The following is a 16,783-nucleotide window of genomic DNA, read 5'->3' as shown; positions in this document are numbered from 1 at the left end:
CTGGTCCCGTCTTTGCTTATAAACGCTCGGCTGGAGGTTCAAGTACGAAGTCGCAACCAGTCTCCCCAATGCACGTCATCGGCCGCCGCGAGGATTCGACCGGACCAGTGTGTGACCTCGGCGCGTACCGCGCCCGCGACGGAAGCACGGGCGCGTCTGTCTCGCTCGATATCGACCGCCCGCACGCGGCAGTCGTCGTCGGCAAACGCGGCGCTGGGAAGTCGCACACGCTGGCCGTCGTCGCCGAGGACCTCGCTCGCGCGCCCGGTGTCGCACCCGTCGTTATCGACCCGATGGGCGTCTTCGGCGGTCTCGCGGAGACAGACGGGGCTGTCTCGGGACGCGTCCACTGTGACCCGACCATCCGCGCCGACGCGTTGCCGCCGCGGGCGTGGCCGGCGCTGCTCGGTCTCTCTGCGACCGAACCTGCAGGCTCTCTCATTTGGCGCGCGGCGACCGAATCGCCCACGCTCGATGAGATGCAAGCGTTCGTCGCCGACGCGGACGTGACGGCGGATACCCGACGCGCCGCCGCGAACCACCTCGCGCTCGCCGACTCGTGGGGCGTCTTCGACGCCGACGGTCTCGACCCGGTCTCGCTCTGTACCCCCGGTCCCGACGTGCTCGACCTCTCGGGTCTCGACAGCGAACCGGCGCGGGCGGTCACTCGCGTCGTCGCCCGCGGCCTGTACGAAGCGAAAGTCGCCGACGAAGCGGAGACGATTCCGTGGTTGCTCATCGACGAGGCGCACGCGTTCACCGACGAGATTGCCGCACCGGCCATCGAGACAGTTCTCACGCGTGGGCGCACGCCCGGCGTCGGTATCGTACTCGCAACACAGCGCCCCTCGGCACTCCCCGACGCCGCCGTCTCGCAGGCCGACCTGCGGATTATCCACCGACTCACCGCCGGTCCAGACATCTCGGCGATGGCGACGGCCGACCCGACGTACCTCGACGGAGCACTGACTGCGCGACTCCCGAGAGAGCGCGGGTGCGCGCTCGTCGTGGACGACAGCACCGAATCGGTCCACGAGGTCCGCGTTCGAGACCGGAGAACGAGAGACGACGGTTCGACCCCGCGGGCGTCCGACTTCGGTGTGCGTTCCGAAACGGTCGAATAGCCCGCGTGAGCAGAGGATGTATGGAACGGTCTGAACTGGCACTCGTCGGACTCGGCGGCTTCGTCGGCGCGATATTGCGCCACGCCGTCTCCGTCCTCGTTCCCGGTGCCGGTGGAACGCTCGCCGCGAACGTCCTCGGAAGCTTCGTTCTCGGCGTCTTCATCACGACCATCACCTCGCGCCGTGCCCAGTTGCTCCTCGGGACTGGCGTGCTCTCCTCGTTTACGACCTACAGCACCTTCGCCGTCCAAACCGCACAGCTCACGACGATGGGCGGACTGACCAACGTCGGCGCGAACTACGTCCTCGGCTTTACCGCCGCGTTTCTCGGACTCGTCGTCGGGAGGACGCGATGACGCCCGCGACGACCGCTCTCCTCGTCGGCTTCGGCGGCGTCTTCGGTGCGACTTCGCGGCACGTGGTTGACCAGCAACTCATCGGTAAGTGGAGCACGTTCACCGTGAACGTCCTCGGAAGTATCGCACTCGGCTTCATCGTCGCTGCCCCTGTTGGTGACGCCGCGGCGACGATGGCCGGGACGGGTTTCTGTGGTGCCTTTACGACGTTTTCGTCCTTTGCTGTCGGCGTCGCCGAACTCCTCGACGCCGGCGAGTACCTGACCGCGGCGTGGTACGCCTTCGGGACGTTGCTGGCGGCGCTGGTGGGTGTGGCGATTGGTGGGGCGATTGCTGGGATTGTCGGTTGAAGTTCTCTGGCCGCACCTACGAGATGTCGGACTACTCTTGCTTCTGTCGCGCTATCAGTGGTCATGGCGCTCGCAATCCGATGGGAACTCGGCGGCGACTGGGGCGGGTACAACAGCACGGACGAAGAGACACACCACGCACTCGCCCGGTGGAGCGCCGACTGCGCCGAACACGTTCTTTCGTACTTCGAGACTGAGCACCCCGACGACGACCGACCCCGACGGGCAATCGAAGCCACTCGTGGCTGGACGCGCGGCGAAGTCACGGTCGGTGAGGCTGTCGAACTCTCTCGGGCGACGCACGCGGCGGCCCGTGAAGCGAATACCGAAGTTGCTCGACAAGCCGCTCGCGCCGCCGGCCACGCAATTGCAACTGCGCACGTCGATGGACATGCCATGGGTGGTGCCAACTACGCGATAACCGCTGTCGTCGCTGATGGCGGTTCTGGGGATGCTGAGTTCGAATGGCAGAGGGAACAGTTGCCGGAGGGGCTTCAATCGGTGGTTAGGGGTGAGTAGCGTTTCGACTACTCATCTAACACAGTGAACGGAACGCCAAGTGCGTAGTCCGTCTCGAAATTCTCTTCTTCTTCTCTCTCGGTCGTGATTCCCCAGTAGACGAACCGGTACGTTCCCGACTTGATGGGGCCGCAGACGCCGATTCCATCGTTTGCGATGTCTTCGAGACCTGCTTTGGTGAACGGAAACTCCCACGTGAACCCTGAGCGAGGTGGATGTCCGATTGCCACATCGATGAACGCCACCATCTCGCCTGATTTCGCTCCATACACCGACCGCCATCCGTCTTCGTGTTCGTACTGCACGTCGAACTTCGACTTGATGCCGGACGATTGTTGCGTGAGTGTCGTATTTCGAAGTTCACATCGAAACGTATCTCCCAGTGTGAGTCCTCGTTGGTCCATCGTGAGGTCGAATCCACCGAGCGGACCGGAACTCTCGACGACATACCACGGTTCGAACGGTTCGTACCCGGACGGGCACGATTTTGCCGGACCTGCTGAGCCTTCTTCTGTCGATGGTGGTGTGTTCCCGCTCGCGGTTGGTGGCTCAGAACCGAGACATCCGGCGGCTGCAAGCCCGGTTCCGACTGCACTCAAGGAAAGCACCTCTCTGCGGGTGAACTGCATTCGTCTTGGAAAATTGAAGGGTACGGTAAGTAGCTTGTGTCAGGTGAGTCGTCTGTGTGGGTGGTGAGATAACTGTCTCACGTGCTCAGACTCACTTCGTTCGTCTGAACTTCAGTCGCTCCACTCGCTGACGCTCGCTTCGCTCCCTAGTTCAAATCCCTTTGAGGGTATTTACGAGAATTACGACCGCGCCGAGACGAGACTCGGCGCTCAGCGAGTAATTCATCGAAAAGTACGCCCGGACCGGGATTTGAACCCGGGTCACGACCGTGACAGGGTCGTATGATGGGCCACTACACCATCCGGGCAGACTGCAGTGAATTTGGAACGGAGAGCGCCCGGACCGGGATTTGAACCCGGGTCACGACCGTGACAGGGTCGTATGATGGGCCACTACACCATCCGGGCCCTCCGTCTGCACTCAATCGTAACCGAGGTTTGTAGATAAGACTTACCATCTGTACTGGCCTTGGCCCGCGGTACCGCGATTCCTGGCCCGAAAAGATATATAGCACAATCCCGGATGACAACGTGTGACGCATCACGCATTGACGCTGCGTGACCTCCGGTAGCTTTGCTTTTCTGAGACCAAGTTGGCAAGTGTTAAATGGTCTGGTCCCAAAATCTGCCGTAGTATCCCGTGACAGCTTCTCCCAGCACCCTGATAACCCATACATGGTAGACGTAAGCCAACACACTCTGGTTCCGGAGCACACGCTTCTCGACGACGAGGACGTCGAGGACGTGCTGCGCGAGTACAACGTCGAAAAGACGAATCTCCCGAAGATTGTGAGGAAAGACCCGGCGCTTCCTGAGGACGCGGAGCCCGGCGACGTCATCAAAATCGTTCGAGATTCGAGAACGACCGACAAGGCGGTCACATATCGACTGGTGATCGAATGAATCGACAAGCACGACGCGAAGTCTCTCGAAAATACTTCTCTGAAGCACGGCTCGCCGAACACCACTTCCGCTCGTTCAACGCCTTCCTCGAACGCGGCATGGAGGAAGTCGTCGAGGAAAAGGGCACTATCGAGACCGACATCGGCGACAAAGAGGGCGAAGAACCCGTCTACGTCGAACTCGGCGGCGTCCGCGTGGAGACGCCCCGTGTCCGCGAGGCCGACGGGTCCGAAGAACTGCTCTTCCCGCAGGAAGCGCGCCTGCGCAACATCACGTACTCCGCCCCCGTGTTCATGGAGATGTCCATCGTCCGCGGCGGCGAGGAAGAAGAAGAGGTCGTCGTCGATAGCTCCGAGACGAAAGTCGGCCGGATGCCCATCATGGTCGGCTCCTCGAAGTGTAACATCGCCGAACTCTCCGACGAGGACCTCGTCGAAATCGGCGAAGACCCCGTTGACCCCGGTGGGTACTTCATCGTCAACGGTTCCGAGCGCGTGCTCATGACCTCGGAGGACCTCGCACCGAACAAGATTCTCGCCGAGTACGACACGAAGTACGGCGACGAGATTCAGGTCGCCAAGACGTTCAGCCAGCGCCGCGGGTACCGCGCGCTCGTGCTCTGTGAGCGCAACCGCGAAGGCCTGCTCGAAGTGTCGTTCCCCTCGGTCTCGGGCAGCGTCAACTTCGTCACGCTCGTTCGCGCTCTGGGTCTCGAATCCGACGAGGAAATCGTCCACCGCGTCTCCGACGACCCGGAGATTGTGAAGTTCATGCTCGAAAACCTCGAAGAGGCCGACGTTCAGACCCAAGAACAGGCCATCGAGGCACTCGGCAAGCGCGTCGCCGGCGGGCAGGGGAAGAACTACCAGCTCAAACGCGCCAACTACGTCATCGACCGCTACCTGCTTCCGCACCTCCACGAGGAGGGCGCAGAGGAAGAGGAAGTCCGTCTCAACAAGGCGTACTACCTCTGCCGCATGGCCGAGGCGTGTTTCGAACTCGCACTCCAGCGCCGCGAATCGGACGACAAAGACCACTACGCCAACAAGCGCCTCAAGGTCTCGGGCGACCTGATGAAGGACCTGTTCCGGACGGCGCTCAACAAGCTCGCGCGTGACGTGAAGTACCAGCTCGAACGCGCGAACATGCGTAACCGCAACCTCACCGTCAACACGGTGGTTCGCTCCGACGTTCTCACCGAGCGTCTCGAACACCCGATTGCGACGGGTAACTGGGTCGGTGGCCGCTCCGGTGTCTCCCAGCTCGTGGACCGCACCGACTACATGGGTGTGCTGTCTCACCTGCGCCGTCTCCGCAGCCCGCTGTCGCGTTCCCAACCCCACTTCGAGGCACGCGACCTGCACGCGACCCAGTGGGGTCGCATCTGCCCCTCGGAGACCCCCGAAGGGCCGAACTGTGGGCTGGTGAAGAACTTCGCGCAGGCGATGGAACTCTCCCAGAACGTCGAAGACGAACAGTCACTCAAACGAGAACTCGCGTCGATGGGTGTCGAGGGCATCCCCGGCATCGACAGTATCGACGCCACCCCAGCGGACGACTAACATGGCTCAGGCACAGCGAGAAGCGAAAGTATACGTCAACGGTAGTCTCGTCGGGACGCACCCCGACCCAGAACAGCTCGCGGCTCAGATTCGGGAGGCGCGTCGCCGCGGCGACGTCAGCCAGATGGTGAACGTCTCCGTCAAAGAGCGCACCCGCGAAGTCATCATCAACGCCGACGCCGGCCGTGCTCGGCGTCCCCTCATCGTCGTCGAAGGTGGCGAACCCCTCCTCGACGACGACCACATCGAGGCGCTCCGGAACGACGAACTGGACTTCGAGGACATGGTCAGCCGTGGCCTGGTCGAGTTCATCGACGCCGAGGAAGAAGAGGACATCTACGTCGCCGTTGACGAGGACGAACTGAACGAGGACCACACGCACCTCGAAATCGACCCACAGCTCATCTTCGGTATCGGTGCCGGGATGATTCCGTACCCCGAACACAACGCCTCGCCGCGTATTACGATGGGGTCGGGGATGATGAAGCAGTCGCTGGGGCTTCCGGCGGCGAACTACCGCATCCGTCCCGACACGCGTCAGCACCTCCTGCACTACCCGCAGCTTTCGATGGTCAAGACGCAGACGACCGAACAGATTGGCTTCGACGAGCGGCCGGCCGCACAGAACTTCGTCGTCGCCGTGATGTCCTACGAGGGCTTCAACATCGAGGACGCGCTCGTCATGAACAAGGGCTCGGTCGAACGCGCCCTCGCTCGCTCGCACTTCTTCCGGACGTACGAGGGCGAAGAGCGTCGCTACCCCGGCGGACAGGAAGACCGCTTCGAGATGCCGTCGCAGGACGTGCGCGGCGCACGCGGTGAAGACGCCTACTCGCACCTCGACGAAGACGGACTCGTGAACCCCGAGACGGTCGTAGACGAGAACTCCGTGCTTCTCGGCAAGACCTCGCCGCCGCGGTTCCTCGAAGAACCCGACGACATGGCTGGTCTCTCGCCGCAGAAGCGCCGCGAGACCTCCGTGACGATGCGCTCGGGCGAGAACGGTGTCGTGGACACGGTCACCCTGATGGAGGGTGAAGACGGCTCGAAACTCGCAAAGGTCTCCGTCCGCGACCAGCGGATTCCGGAACTCGGCGACAAGTTCGCATCCCGCCACGGCCAGAAGGGTGTCGTGGGCCACTTGGCCCCGCAAGAGGACATGCCCTTTACGGCAGACGGCGTCGTGCCCGACCTCGTCCTCAACCCGCACGCACTGCCGTCGCGGATGACCGTCGGCCACGTGCTGGAGATGCTCGGCGGCAAAGTCGGCGCACTCGAAGGCCGCCGCGTTGACGGCACCGCCTTCCAGGGCGAGAACGAAGAAGAACTCCGCTCGGCACTCGAAGAGCGTGGCTACCTCTCCTCGGGGAAGGAAGTCATGTACTCCGGTGTGACCGGCGAGAAGGTGGAAGCCGAAATCTTCGTCGGCATCATCTTCTACCACAAGCTGTACCACATGGTGAGCAACAAGCTGCACGCCCGCTCGCGCGGTCCGGTGCAGGTGCTCACCCGTCAGCCGACCGAAGGTCGCGCCCGCGAAGGTGGGCTTCGCCTCGGTGAGATGGAGCGTGACACCGTCATCGGTCACGGTGCCGCGATGGTCCTGCAGGAACGCCTGCTCGACTCCTCCGACAAGGAGAAGGTCTACATCTCCGCCGACACCGGCATGGTCGCCGTCGAGGACCGCGACCAGCGCCGCATCTACGACCCCGTTACCGGCGACGAAGACAACATCCACGAAATCGAGATCAGCTACGCGTTCAAGCTGCTGCTCGACGAGATGGTCGCCCTCGGCGTCCGTCCACGAATCGAACTGAAGGACGCGGTCTAAGTACACATGTCAATGCAGACACCCAAAGAAATCGGAAGTATCCAGTTCGGGTTGATGGACCCGGAGACGTACCGAGACATGTCCGCCACGAAGGTCATCACGGCGGACACCTACGACGACGACGGCTACCCAATCGACATGGGTCTCATGGACCCGCGTCTGGGCGTCATCGACCCCGGTCTCCAGTGCCGCACCTGCGGCCAGCACTCGGGTTCGTGTAACGGCCACTTCGGTCACATCGAACTCGCCGCGCCCGTCATCCACGTGGGCTTCACCAAGCTCATCCGACGCCTGCTCCGTTCGACCTGCCGCGAGTGCGGTCGCCTCGCGCTCACGCAGGAAGAAGCAGACGAGTACCGCGGCAAACTCCAGCGCACGAAGGAACTCGGCGACGACTGGAGCGACGTGATGAAGTCGGCAGTCCGGCAGGCCCGCAAGGCCCACCGCTGTCCGCACTGTGGCTCCGGCCAGCACGACATCAAACACGAGAAGCCGACGACCTACTACGAGGTCCAGAACGTGCTGTCGGGCGACTACTCGGAACTCATCGCCTCGGCGATGCAACCCGACCCCGACGACGAGGACGACAACGGCATCTCGCCGGTTGACCTCGCCGAGAAGGCCGACATGCCGGCAGAGCGCATCAACGAAGTCCTCGCTGGCGAGTTCCGCCCGGTCGGCGAGGACCGCAAGGCGCTCGAAAAGGCCCTCGGCATCGACCTCACCGAAGAGGACATGAACAAGCTGATGCCCTCGGACATCCGCGACTGGTTCGAGGACATCCCGGACGAGGACCTCGTCACGCTCGGTATCGACCCCTCGCGCTCGCGCCCCGAGTGGATGATTCTGACCGTGCTTCCGGTCCCGCCGGTGACCGCTCGCCCGTCGATTACGCTCGACAACGGCCAGCGCTCCGAGGACGACCTGACCCACAAACTCGTGGACATCATCCGCATCAACCAGCGGTTCATGGAGAACCGCGAGGCGGGTGCCCCACAGCTGATTATCGAGGACCTGTGGGAACTGCTCCAGTACCACGTCACCACGTTCATCGACAACGAGATTTCGGGCACGCCGCCGGCACGACACCGCTCCGGTCGCCCGCTTAAGACGCTCAGTCAGCGTCTCAAGGGTAAGGAAGGTCGCTTCCGTGGCTCGCTGTCCGGAAAGCGTGTGAACTTCTCCGCGCGTACCGTCATCTCGCCGGACCCGACGCTCTCGCTCAACGAGGTCGGCGTTCCAGACCGCGTTGCGACCGAGATGACCCAGACGATGAACGTCACCGAGCGCAACATCGAACAGGCCCAGCAGTACGTCCGCAACGGGCCCGAAGCGCACCCTGGTGCGAACTACGTCCGCCGACCGGACGGCCGCCGTCTGAAGGTGACCGAGAAGAACTGCGAAGAACTCGCAGAGAAGGTCGAACTCGGCTGGGAGGTCAACCGCCACCTCGTCGATGGCGACATCGTCATCTTCAACCGGCAGCCATCGCTGCACCGGATGTCGATTATGGCGCACGAAGTCGTCGTGATGCCGTACAAGACGTTCCGTCTGAACACCGTCGTCTGCCCGCCGTACAACGCAGACTTCGACGGCGACGAGATGAACATGCACGCCCTCCAGAACGAGGAGGCCCGTGCCGAGGCGCGCGTCCTCATGCGCGTCCAAGAGCAGATTCTCTCGCCCCGCTTCGGTGAGAACATCATCGGCGCGATTCAGGACCACATCTCGGGAACCTATCTCCTCACGCACGACAACCCGCACTTCGTCGAGACGCAGGCGCTCGACCTGCTCCGTGCGACGCGCGTGGACACGCTCCCCGAACCCGCAGGTGAAGAAGAAGACGGCACGCCGTACTGGACGGGCCGGCAAATCTTCTCCGAACTGCTCCCCGACGACCTGAACATGGCGTTCACTTCGAAGGTCGGCGACGAAGTCGTCATCGAGGACGGACAGCTCATCTCCGGAACCATCGACGAGGACGCAGTCGGTGCGTTCGGTGGGGAAATCGTTGACGTGCTGGCGAAGGATTACTCGAAGACGCGCTCGCGCATCTTCATCAACGAGATCGCCTCGTTGGCGATGCGCGCTATCATGCACTTCGGTCTCTCCATCGGTATCGACGACGAGTCCATCCCGGACGAAGCGACGGCGCAGGTGGACGAGGCAATCGACGCCGCCTACGACAGCATTCAGGAACTCATCGAGATTTACGAGGCGGGCGAACTCGAATCCCTGCCCGGTCGCTCGGTGGACGAGACGCTCGAAATGAAGATTATGCAGCGTCTCGGCAAGGCGCGCGACTCTGCCGGTGAAATCGCAGAGGACCACTTCGAAGAGGACAACCCCGCGGTCGTCATGTCGAAGTCCGGTGCGCGTGCATCCATGCTCAACCTGACCCAGATGGCCGGCTGTGTCGGCCAGCAGGCAGTTCGCGGCGAGCGTATCAACCGCGGCTACGAAGGCCGCACCCTCAGCCACTACAAGCCCGGCGACCTCTCGGCGGAAGCACACGGTTTCGTCGAGAACTCCTACCGCGCCGGTCTCACTCCGCGTGAGTTCTTCTTCCACGCGATGGGTGGCCGCGAAGGGCTGGTGGACACGGCAGTTCGTACCTCGAAGTCCGGGTACCTCCAGCGCCGTCTCATCAACGCACTCTCCGAACTCGAAGCGCAGTACGACGGCTCCGTCCGCGACACCTCCGGAACCATCGTGCAGTTCGAATTCGGCGAGGACGGCACGAGTCCGGTGAAGGTCTCGTCGGACGACGAGACGCCGATCGACGTGGACGCCATCGCGGACCGCATCATGGACTCGGAGTTCTCCTCCGACGAAGAGAAAGAACGCTTCCTTGGGGAGCGCGCACCGCCGACGAACCTCTCCGAACACGCCGAACCGCGCGTCAGTGCCCGTGCGGAGGTGGAATCCGATGACTGAAGAGACAGAAATCGAAGCCTCGGACTACGAATTCGTCGATGAAGAACTCATCGACCTCGTCGAGTCCAAAGAGCTGACCCGACGACTCAAGGACCGCATCTACCAGACCATCGAAGAACGCGAAGGCGTCTCCGTCCAGCAAGCGGGAGAAATCGCACAGGCCGTCGAGGCCCGCTACCTCGACACGCGCGTGGACCCGCTCGACCCCGTCGGAACCGTCTCTGCGCAGTCCATCGGTGAACCGGGGACGCAGATGACGATGAACACCTTCCACTACGCGGGCGTCGCAGAGATCGACGTGACGCAGGGCCTGCCGCGACTCATCGAGCTCGTGGACGCCCGGAAGACGCCCGACACGCCGATGATGACGGTCTACCTCGAAGACGACTACGCGAAAGAGCGCGAACTCGCACACCAGGTCGTCTGGGGAATCGAGGCGACGAAGATTCTCGCACTGGGTGACATCTCGACGAACGTCGCGGACATGGTCGTCCAAATCGACCTCAACGACGACACGCTCCAAGAGCGCTGGCCGACCTACGACGACGTGGGCGTCATCGCCAGCGAAGTCGCCGAGACCATCGAGGACGCCCTCGGCGTCAAGACGCGCCGGCAGGGAACCATCATCGAGTTCGGTCCCGAGACGCCGAGTTACCGCCGTCTCCTCCAACTCGTCGAGGAACTCCGCGACATCGTCTTCAAGGGTATCGAAGAGGTCTCGCGCGTCGTCATCCGCAAGGAGCAAAACGAGAAGACGGGCGAAGAAGAGTTCGTCCTCTACACCGAGGGCTCTGCCTTCGGCGACGTGCTCGCTATCGAGGGCGTCGATGCCTCGCGTACGACTTCGAACAACATCCACGAGGTGTACAAGCAACTCGGCGTCGAGGCCGCCCGCGAAGCCATCATCAACGAGACGATGAACACGCTCGAAGAGCAGGGTCTCTCCGACGTGAACATCCGTCACCTGATGCTGGTCGCGGACATCATGACCAACAACGGCGAAATCGAATCCATCGGTCGGCACGGGATTTCGGGTTCGAAAGAGTCCGTGCTCGCCCGCGCAGCGTTCGAGGTCACGGTCAACCACCTCCTCGATGCGGCCATCCACGGCGAGAAAGACGACCTCGACGGCGTCATCGAGAACGTCATCGTCGGCAAGCCAATCGCCATCGGCACCGGCGACGTGAACCTCCGCATGGGTTCTATCGACGTGGACGACGTCGAGACGACCGCGGCCGTCGAACCCTCTGACGACTAACGATACCGATGAAAGTCACGCTGTCGGACGCCGCTCGCCGCTATATCGCCCTCTTCGAAGAGGAGACTGACGCGACGGCCCGCGATTGCCTCGTCTTCGACGACCGCGTCGTCTTCCTCGTCGCCGCGGGGGAGATGGCGACGGCCATCGGACCCGGCGGCAGTCAGGTGAAAGCCCTCGAAGAACGCATCGGCCGCCGCGTCGAACTGGTCGAAGACGCGGACACCCCCGAGGCGTTCGTCGCCAGTGCGCTCGCGCCCGCGGCCGTCCGACACGTGACCATCTCGCGGCAGAACGACGTCGTCGCGTACGTCGAAGTCGCAACCGAAGACCGCGGCGTCGCTATCGGTGGTGGCGGCAAGACCATCGAGACGGCGCGAACCCTCGCGCGACGACACTACGACATCGACGACGTCCAGTTGACCTGAACTGGAGTACACGTTTTCACCGACTTCGCCCACCCGAGTGGCCACGCTGTCGTGGTGTCGAGATGGCCGAAGTCGTTGACGTTCGCTTCGCGCGCGTGCGAAGAACCACATAATATCCACGCGGTAACCGTAATGACCAACATAGTATCCACGCGGTAACCGTAATGACTACGCGGTAACGATGGCGAGAGTGACGACGGCTGTTCCCAGCACTGGGCGTACGGTGACGAACTCCCCCGACTTCGTCGGCCGAACGCTGGAGGGCGGCACAGGCGAGAACCGAGCGCCTCTCGACGCCGATGCTGTGTGTGAATGACACACTGCCGACGAATGAACAGTTCTCCGGTCACCTTAGTCGCTCTTCGCCAACCTGTGGCCGTCGCTCTCGTCACTCTGGATTCGTGAAACGTCCTCAGATTCGTCCTTAGGGGTCGCTAATGCTCACTGAATCCGTTTCGCCGGATTCGAAAAGGGAGGCTTAAGTAGCTCCATTTGGAAGTTGTGTTCACTATGGCAAACGGCAAATACGCCGCGCGCAAGCTCAAAAAGGACCGGCAGAAGCGCCGATGGTCCGACTCTGAGTACGCGCGCCGTGAGCGCGGTCTCGGTAAGAAATCTGACCCGCTCGAAGGCGCACCGCAGGGCCGCGGTATCGTCCTCGAGAAGGTTGGTATCGAAGCAAAGCAGCCGAACTCGGCAATCCGAAAATGTGTTCGTGTCCAGCTCATCAAGAACGGAAAGCAGGTCACCGCGTTCTGTCCCGGTGACGGTGCAATCTCCTTCATCGACGAGCACGACGAAGTGACCATCGCCGGTATCGGTGGTGCAAAGGGTCGTGCGATGGGTGACCTTTCCGGTGTCAACTACAAGGTCGAGAAGGTCAACGGCGTCTCGATGATCGAACTCGTCCGCGGTAACGCAGAGAAGCCGGTGCGATAATGTCTGAGAACGAATCCCCCGAACCCGAATCCCCCGCAGGTAGCGAAGAGGCGAAGCAGAACGCGCTTCTGTTCGGCGTCTGGGACGTCTCCGAAATCGAGTACACCGAACCCGGCATGGACCGCTACATCAAGGTCACGCCGATTGCCCACACGATGGGCCGCCACGCTTCGAAGCAGTTCAAGAAGAGCGAAATCAGCATCGTCGAGCGCCTCGTCAACCGTCTGATGCAGACCGAAGACAACACGGGCCAGAAGCAGAAGACGATGAAAATCGTCAAGGAAGCGCTCGAAATCGTGGACGAGCGCTCCGAGGAGAACCCCGTGCAGGTCCTCGTCCGCGCAGTCGAGAACGCAGGTCCCCGCGAGGAGACCGTCCGCCTCAAGTACGGTGGCATCTCCGTCCCGCAGGCCGTTGACGTCGCCCCCCAGCGCCGTGTTGACCAGGCCCTGAAGTTCATCGCAAAGGGAACTCTCAGCGCCTCGTACAAGTCCAAGACCAGCGCTTCGGAAGCGCTCGCAACGCAGCTCATCGGTGCCGCCGACTACGACCTTCAGTCTGGGCCAATCTCCCAGAAGGAAGAGCGCGAACGCGTCGCGCAGGCAGCCCGATAATCTCTCTCTCTTTCGTTTTTCACCTCGGTGAGCGGTAGCGTCGTCACTCTCGCGGTCGGCGAGCCGACTCGGTTTCGCCGGCGTTCGTCAGTCGGCGGCGACCGAGGGACCGACGACGTAACGCCGGACCACGTCCACGAGCGTGCGACGGTACTCGCTCTTCGAGGGGTCGTCGGCGAGCGTCCGGAAGTGTTCTTTGAACGTCTCCAGCGAGATGTTCGGCGCGTCGTCCGCGGCCGCGTGCGCGAGGTCGTACAGGCGGTGGTCGTCCGAGATGAGGTCGTGCCGTTCGACGAGCGCGAGCGCGAACGCGGCGTTGACCGCGGTGATGTCGGGGTCGGACCCCGGCGTGACGAGTCGGTACTCCGGGTTGGTCGTCGTCTGTGGCCGATCGATGAGCGACGCGGCCAGTTGCGATTCGAGGAACTGGACGAGTTTGTCCGCGGGCGCGACTGCGAGCGTCAGGTCGTCGGCGTAGATGTCTTTACAATGGTTGGCAATCTGGTAGCAGTGAGCGAGCTTTCGGCGTTCGACCGTCCGGCCCGCGAGGGCGAGAAAGACGGCTTCTTCGGTCGATTGGTAGTGGGAGACGTGCCGCTCTTCGTTCCGCGCCATATGCGACAGTTCGTGGAGGGCGAACTCCCGAGCCATCGCGCTCGTCGCGGCCTGCCGAGAGATGTTGAGGACGTGGTGGTCTTCGTAGTGGGCGGCCCACGTCCGCGAGTCGGGGTCGTCGCGGACGGTGACGAAGACGGGGTACTCGATCGAGAACTCGGTTTCAAACACGTCGGCGGCGCTCAAGAACGGGTCTGCGGGTGCGCCTCCGAGCACACGGAGGTCCATCTATCATGTGTATTGTTGTCACGGAACATGACTCTTCCGAACGGATGGATGCTTCGTCGGCCGAAACAGAACTCTCGTTCCGTCTCTGGTGTCATTCCGTCTATCGTGACAAAAATGCTCATACCCCGGCCGTAGGGGGCCTGACGAGGGGAAATCCGCTCGGCAAAAACACTACTCTTTTGACCCTCCTGCCGGTAGACCCCTGTATAATGGGCCGACGAAAGAAAATTGTCCAAGAATGTGAGAAATTGATGGACAAGCCGGAACAGATCCGGAACATTGCCATCGCCGCTCACGTCGACCACGGGAAGACGACGCTCTCCGACAACCTCCTCGCAGGTGCAGGCATGATCTCTGACGAGACTGCCGGCCAGCAGCTTGCGATGGACACGAAAGAGGACGAGCAGGAACGCGGTATCACCATCGACGCGGCAAACGTTTCGATGACCCACGAGTGGGAAGACAAGAACCACCTCATCAACCTCATCGACACGCCGGGCCACGTTGACTTCGGTGGCGACGTGACGCGCGCGATGCGCGCAGTTGACGGCGCACTCGTCGTTGTGGACGCTGTCGAGGGCGCAATGCCGCAGACCGAGACGGTGCTGCGTCAGGCGCTCCGCGAGGGTGTCAAGCCCGCGCTGTTCATCAACAAGGTTGACCGCCTCATCAACGAACTGCAGGAAGGTCCCGAAGAGATGCAGCAGCGTCTCGTCGATGTCATCTCCGACGTCAACGAACTCATCCGCGGGATGACCGAAGAGAAGGACTACGACTGGACCGTCTCCGTCGAAGAGGGCACCGTCGCCTTCGGGTCCGCCCTCTACAAGTGGGGTGTCTCCATGCCGTCGATGCAAGAGACCGGCATCTCGTTCGGCGACATCATGGAACTCGAACGCGCTGGCGACCGCCAGGAACTCCACGAGCGCACGCCGCTCTCGGACGTCGTTCTCGACATGGTTGCGGAGCACTTCCCCAACCCGCTCGACGCCCAGCCCCGTCGTATCCCGACGGTCTGGCGTGGCGACTCCGAGTCCGAACTCGCACGACAGATGCGCGAAGTCGATGACGAAGGCGAAGTCGTCTTCATGGCGACCGACATCTCGATGGACCCCCACGCGGGCGAAATCGCAACCGGTCGTCTGTTCTCCGGTACCATCCGCAAGGGTCAGGAACTCTACGTCTCCGGTACCGCGGGCAAGAACCGCGTCCAGTCCGTGGGTGTCTTCATGGGTGGCGAGCGCGAGGAACTCGACCGTGGCGTCCCCGCAGGGAACATCGCCGCAGTCACCGGTCTCCGCGACGCCATCGCTGGCTCGACCGTCTCGTCCGTCGAGATGACGCCGTTCGAGTCCATCGAACACATCTCCGAGCCTGTCATCACGAAGTCCGTCGAGGCAGAGCGCATGGACGACCTGCCGAAGCTCATCCAGACGCTTCAGCAAGTCGCAAAGGAAGACCCGACCATCCGCGTCGAGATTAACGAGGACACCGGTGAGCACCTGATCTCCGGTCAGGGTGAACTCCACCTCGAAGTCATCACGCAGCGTATCCGCGACAACCAGGGCATCCCGGTCCGCACCGGTGAGCCGATTGTCGTCTACCGCGAGCAGGTCCAGACGAAGTCCCACGAGGTCGAGGGTGTCTCGCCGAACCGCCACAACAAGTTCTACATCACGGCAGAACCCCTCTCGCAGGACATCGTTGACGACATCAAGCTCGGCGAAATCTCGATGGACATGCCCGAACTGGAGCGCCGCGAGGCACTGCAGGAAGCCGGCATGGACAAGGACACCTCCCAGAACGTCGAACACATCCACGGGACGAACATCCTCATCGACGACACGAAGGGTATCCAGCACCTGAACGAGACGATGGAACTCGTCATCGAGGGTCTCGAAGAGGCACTCGACGACGGTCCGCTCGCCGCAGAACCCGTTCAGGGTACGCTTCTGCGTCTCCACGACGCGAAGCTCCACGAGGACACCATCCACCGCGGTCCCGCGCAGGTCATCCCTGCGACGCGTGACGCGGTCCACCGCTCGCTCATCGCGGGTCAGGTCAAGCTCCTCGAACCCATCCAGAACGTCCGCATCGACGTCGCCTCCGAGTACATGGGCTCGGCGTCCGGTGAGATTCAGGGTCGCCGCGGCCGCGTTGACGACATGTACCAAGAGGGTGACCTCATGGTCATCGAGGGTATCGCACCCGTCGAAGAGATGATTGGCTTCTCCTCCGACATCCGTTCGGCGACCGAAGGTCGCGCGTCCTGGAACACGGAGAACGCTGGCTTCCGCGTCCTCTCGGACAACCTCCAGCGCGAGAAGATTATGGAGATCCGCGAGCGTAAGGGCATGAAGCTCGAACTCTCGCAGGCTATCGACTACATCTAAGCGCGATACATCGCGCCTTTCTTTCGTTTATTCGCCGGTGAGCGACAGCACTGTCCACCGGACTGCCGACTGTTCCGCACACGCTCTCAAAAAAAGT

General features: G+C 62.4%; 15 protein-coding genes and 2 tRNA genes. 13 read left to right on the top strand and 4 right to left on the bottom strand.

Features of this window, described 5'->3' with window-relative positions:
- The first annotated feature begins 68 nt into the window (after positions 1 to 68).
- The 4 genes from ACFQJC_RS14680 (at position 69) to ACFQJC_RS14665 (ending at position 2,349) form a co-directional block, all read left to right on the top strand.
- Positions 69 to 1,124: an ATP-binding protein gene (locus tag ACFQJC_RS14680; protein WP_390224729.1), complete on the top strand. Its 1,056-nt coding sequence runs from the start codon at positions 69 to 71 to the stop codon at positions 1,122 to 1,124.
- Between the two features lie 20 nt (positions 1,125 to 1,144).
- Positions 1,145 to 1,480 (top strand): fluoride efflux transporter FluC, encoded by a 336-nt coding sequence (locus ACFQJC_RS14675; RefSeq protein WP_390224727.1) that lies wholly within the window; start codon positions 1,145 to 1,147, stop codon positions 1,478 to 1,480.
- Positions 1,477 to 1,830 (top strand): fluoride efflux transporter FluC, encoded by a 354-nt coding sequence (locus tag ACFQJC_RS14670; protein ID WP_390224725.1) that lies wholly within the window; start codon positions 1,477 to 1,479, stop codon positions 1,828 to 1,830. Before ACFQJC_RS14675 ends, ACFQJC_RS14670 begins: the two co-directional genes overlap by 4 nt.
- Positions 1,831 to 1,893: 63 nt before the next feature.
- Positions 1,894 to 2,349, top strand: a complete 456-nt coding sequence (locus ACFQJC_RS14665) for a putative immunity protein (protein WP_390224723.1) — start codon at positions 1,894 to 1,896, stop codon at positions 2,347 to 2,349.
- Between the two features lie 8 nt (positions 2,350 to 2,357).
- Here the strand turns inward: ACFQJC_RS14665 and ACFQJC_RS14660 are convergent, their stop codons facing one another.
- The 3 genes from ACFQJC_RS14660 to ACFQJC_RS14650 form a co-directional block, all read right to left on the bottom strand.
- The gene (locus ACFQJC_RS14660; RefSeq protein WP_390224721.1) at positions 2,358 to 2,978 is read right to left on the bottom strand and encodes a hypothetical protein; all 621 of its coding nucleotides are present in this window, start codon (positions 2,976 to 2,978) and stop codon (positions 2,358 to 2,360) included.
- Positions 2,979 to 3,213: 235 nt separating this feature from the next.
- Positions 3,214 to 3,286 (bottom strand) — tRNA-Asp (locus ACFQJC_RS14655).
- 27 nt (positions 3,287 to 3,313) lie between these two features.
- A tRNA-Asp gene (locus tag ACFQJC_RS14650) sits at positions 3,314 to 3,386 on the bottom strand.
- Between the two features lie 267 nt (positions 3,387 to 3,653).
- Here ACFQJC_RS14650 and ACFQJC_RS14645 point away from each other — a divergent pair.
- The 8 genes from ACFQJC_RS14645 to ACFQJC_RS14610 all read left to right on the top strand — a co-directional run bounded on the left by ACFQJC_RS14645 (position 3,654) and on the right by ACFQJC_RS14610 (position 13,450).
- Complete coding sequence (locus ACFQJC_RS14645) at positions 3,654 to 3,881, top strand: DNA-directed RNA polymerase subunit H (RefSeq protein WP_390224719.1); 228 nt, start codon at positions 3,654 to 3,656, stop codon at positions 3,879 to 3,881.
- Complete coding sequence (locus ACFQJC_RS14640; RefSeq protein WP_390224717.1) at positions 3,878 to 5,443, top strand: DNA-directed RNA polymerase subunit B''; 1,566 nt, start codon at positions 3,878 to 3,880, stop codon at positions 5,441 to 5,443. The genes ACFQJC_RS14645 and ACFQJC_RS14640 overlap by 4 nt, the downstream gene beginning before the upstream one ends.
- A gap of 1 nt (position 5,444) precedes the next feature.
- The gene (rpoB, locus tag ACFQJC_RS14635; protein WP_390224715.1) at positions 5,445 to 7,274 is read left to right on the top strand and encodes a DNA-directed RNA polymerase subunit B; all 1,830 of its coding nucleotides are present in this window, start codon (positions 5,445 to 5,447) and stop codon (positions 7,272 to 7,274) included.
- Positions 7,275 to 7,286: 12 nt separating this feature from the next.
- Positions 7,287 to 10,211, top strand: a complete 2,925-nt coding sequence (locus ACFQJC_RS14630) for a DNA-directed RNA polymerase subunit A' (RefSeq protein ID WP_390225630.1) — start codon at positions 7,287 to 7,289, stop codon at positions 10,209 to 10,211.
- Positions 10,204 to 11,469 carry a DNA-directed RNA polymerase subunit A'' gene (gene rpoA2, locus ACFQJC_RS14625; protein ID WP_390224713.1) on the top strand — a complete coding sequence of 422 codons (1,266 nt, stop codon included), beginning with the start codon at positions 10,204 to 10,206 and terminating at the stop codon, positions 11,467 to 11,469. Before ACFQJC_RS14630 ends, rpoA2 begins: the two co-directional genes overlap by 8 nt.
- An 8-nt stretch (positions 11,470 to 11,477) precedes the next feature.
- Positions 11,478 to 11,897 (top strand): NusA-like transcription termination signal-binding factor, encoded by a 420-nt coding sequence (locus ACFQJC_RS14620; RefSeq protein ID WP_390224711.1) that lies wholly within the window; start codon positions 11,478 to 11,480, stop codon positions 11,895 to 11,897.
- Between the two features lie 510 nt (positions 11,898 to 12,407).
- Positions 12,408 to 12,836, top strand: a complete 429-nt coding sequence (locus ACFQJC_RS14615; RefSeq protein ID WP_004058161.1) for a 30S ribosomal protein S12 — start codon at positions 12,408 to 12,410, stop codon at positions 12,834 to 12,836.
- Positions 12,836 to 13,450: a 30S ribosomal protein S7 gene (locus ACFQJC_RS14610; RefSeq protein WP_390224708.1), complete on the top strand. Its 615-nt coding sequence runs from the start codon at positions 12,836 to 12,838 to the stop codon at positions 13,448 to 13,450. The genes ACFQJC_RS14615 and ACFQJC_RS14610 overlap by 1 nt, the downstream gene beginning before the upstream one ends.
- A gap of 87 nt (positions 13,451 to 13,537) precedes the next feature.
- Here ACFQJC_RS14610 and ACFQJC_RS14605 read toward each other — a convergent pair whose 3' ends face one another.
- Positions 13,538 to 14,293, bottom strand: coding sequence for a DUF5781 family protein (locus ACFQJC_RS14605; RefSeq protein WP_390224706.1), 756 nt, complete (start codon positions 14,291 to 14,293; stop codon positions 13,538 to 13,540).
- A gap of 209 nt (positions 14,294 to 14,502) precedes the next feature.
- Here ACFQJC_RS14605 and ACFQJC_RS14600 point away from each other — a divergent pair, with 209 nt between their 5' ends.
- Positions 14,503 to 16,686 carry an elongation factor EF-2 gene (locus ACFQJC_RS14600; protein ID WP_390224704.1) on the top strand — a complete coding sequence of 728 codons (2,184 nt, stop codon included), beginning with the start codon at positions 14,503 to 14,505 and terminating at the stop codon, positions 16,684 to 16,686.
- Positions 16,687 to 16,783 lie beyond the last annotated feature (97 nt).

Origin of the sequence: Haloferax namakaokahaiae, assembly GCF_042663225.1 — an archaeon.
Classification (GTDB): domain Archaea; phylum Halobacteriota; class Halobacteria; order Halobacteriales; family Haloferacaceae; genus Haloferax; species Haloferax namakaokahaiae.
The sequence above is the reverse complement of the archived record's forward strand: the minus strand, read 5'-3'. Positions and strand labels throughout refer to the sequence as shown.

Bases quoted from the DNA above. Each gene is read 5' to 3' on its own strand.
- ACFQJC_RS14680 (WP_390224729.1), top strand. From the start codon at position 69: ATGCACGTCATCGGCCGCCGCGAGGATTCGACCGGACCAGTGTGTGAC.
- ACFQJC_RS14675 (WP_390224727.1), top strand. From the start codon at position 1,145: ATGGAACGGTCTGAACTGGCACTCGTCGGACTCGGCGGCTTCGTCGGC.
- ACFQJC_RS14670 (WP_390224725.1), top strand. From the start codon at position 1,477: ATGACGCCCGCGACGACCGCTCTCCTCGTCGGCTTCGGCGGCGTCTTC.
- ACFQJC_RS14665 (WP_390224723.1), top strand. From the start codon at position 1,894: ATGGCGCTCGCAATCCGATGGGAACTCGGCGGCGACTGGGGCGGGTAC.
- ACFQJC_RS14660 (WP_390224721.1), bottom strand. From the start codon at position 2,978: ATGCAGTTCACCCGCAGAGAGGTGCTTTCCTTGAGTGCAGTCGGAACC.
- ACFQJC_RS14645 (WP_390224719.1), top strand. From the start codon at position 3,654: ATGGTAGACGTAAGCCAACACACTCTGGTTCCGGAGCACACGCTTCTC.
- ACFQJC_RS14640 (WP_390224717.1), top strand. From the start codon at position 3,878: ATGAATCGACAAGCACGACGCGAAGTCTCTCGAAAATACTTCTCTGAA.
- rpoB (WP_390224715.1), top strand. From the start codon at position 5,445: ATGGCTCAGGCACAGCGAGAAGCGAAAGTATACGTCAACGGTAGTCTC.
- ACFQJC_RS14630 (WP_390225630.1), top strand. From the start codon at position 7,287: ATGCAGACACCCAAAGAAATCGGAAGTATCCAGTTCGGGTTGATGGAC.
- rpoA2 (WP_390224713.1), top strand. From the start codon at position 10,204: ATGACTGAAGAGACAGAAATCGAAGCCTCGGACTACGAATTCGTCGAT.
- ACFQJC_RS14620 (WP_390224711.1), top strand. From the start codon at position 11,478: ATGAAAGTCACGCTGTCGGACGCCGCTCGCCGCTATATCGCCCTCTTC.
- ACFQJC_RS14615 (WP_004058161.1), top strand. From the start codon at position 12,408: ATGGCAAACGGCAAATACGCCGCGCGCAAGCTCAAAAAGGACCGGCAG.
- ACFQJC_RS14610 (WP_390224708.1), top strand. From the start codon at position 12,836: ATGTCTGAGAACGAATCCCCCGAACCCGAATCCCCCGCAGGTAGCGAA.
- ACFQJC_RS14605 (WP_390224706.1), bottom strand. From the start codon at position 14,293: ATGGACCTCCGTGTGCTCGGAGGCGCACCCGCAGACCCGTTCTTGAGC.
- ACFQJC_RS14600 (WP_390224704.1), top strand. From the start codon at position 14,503: ATGGGCCGACGAAAGAAAATTGTCCAAGAATGTGAGAAATTGATGGAC.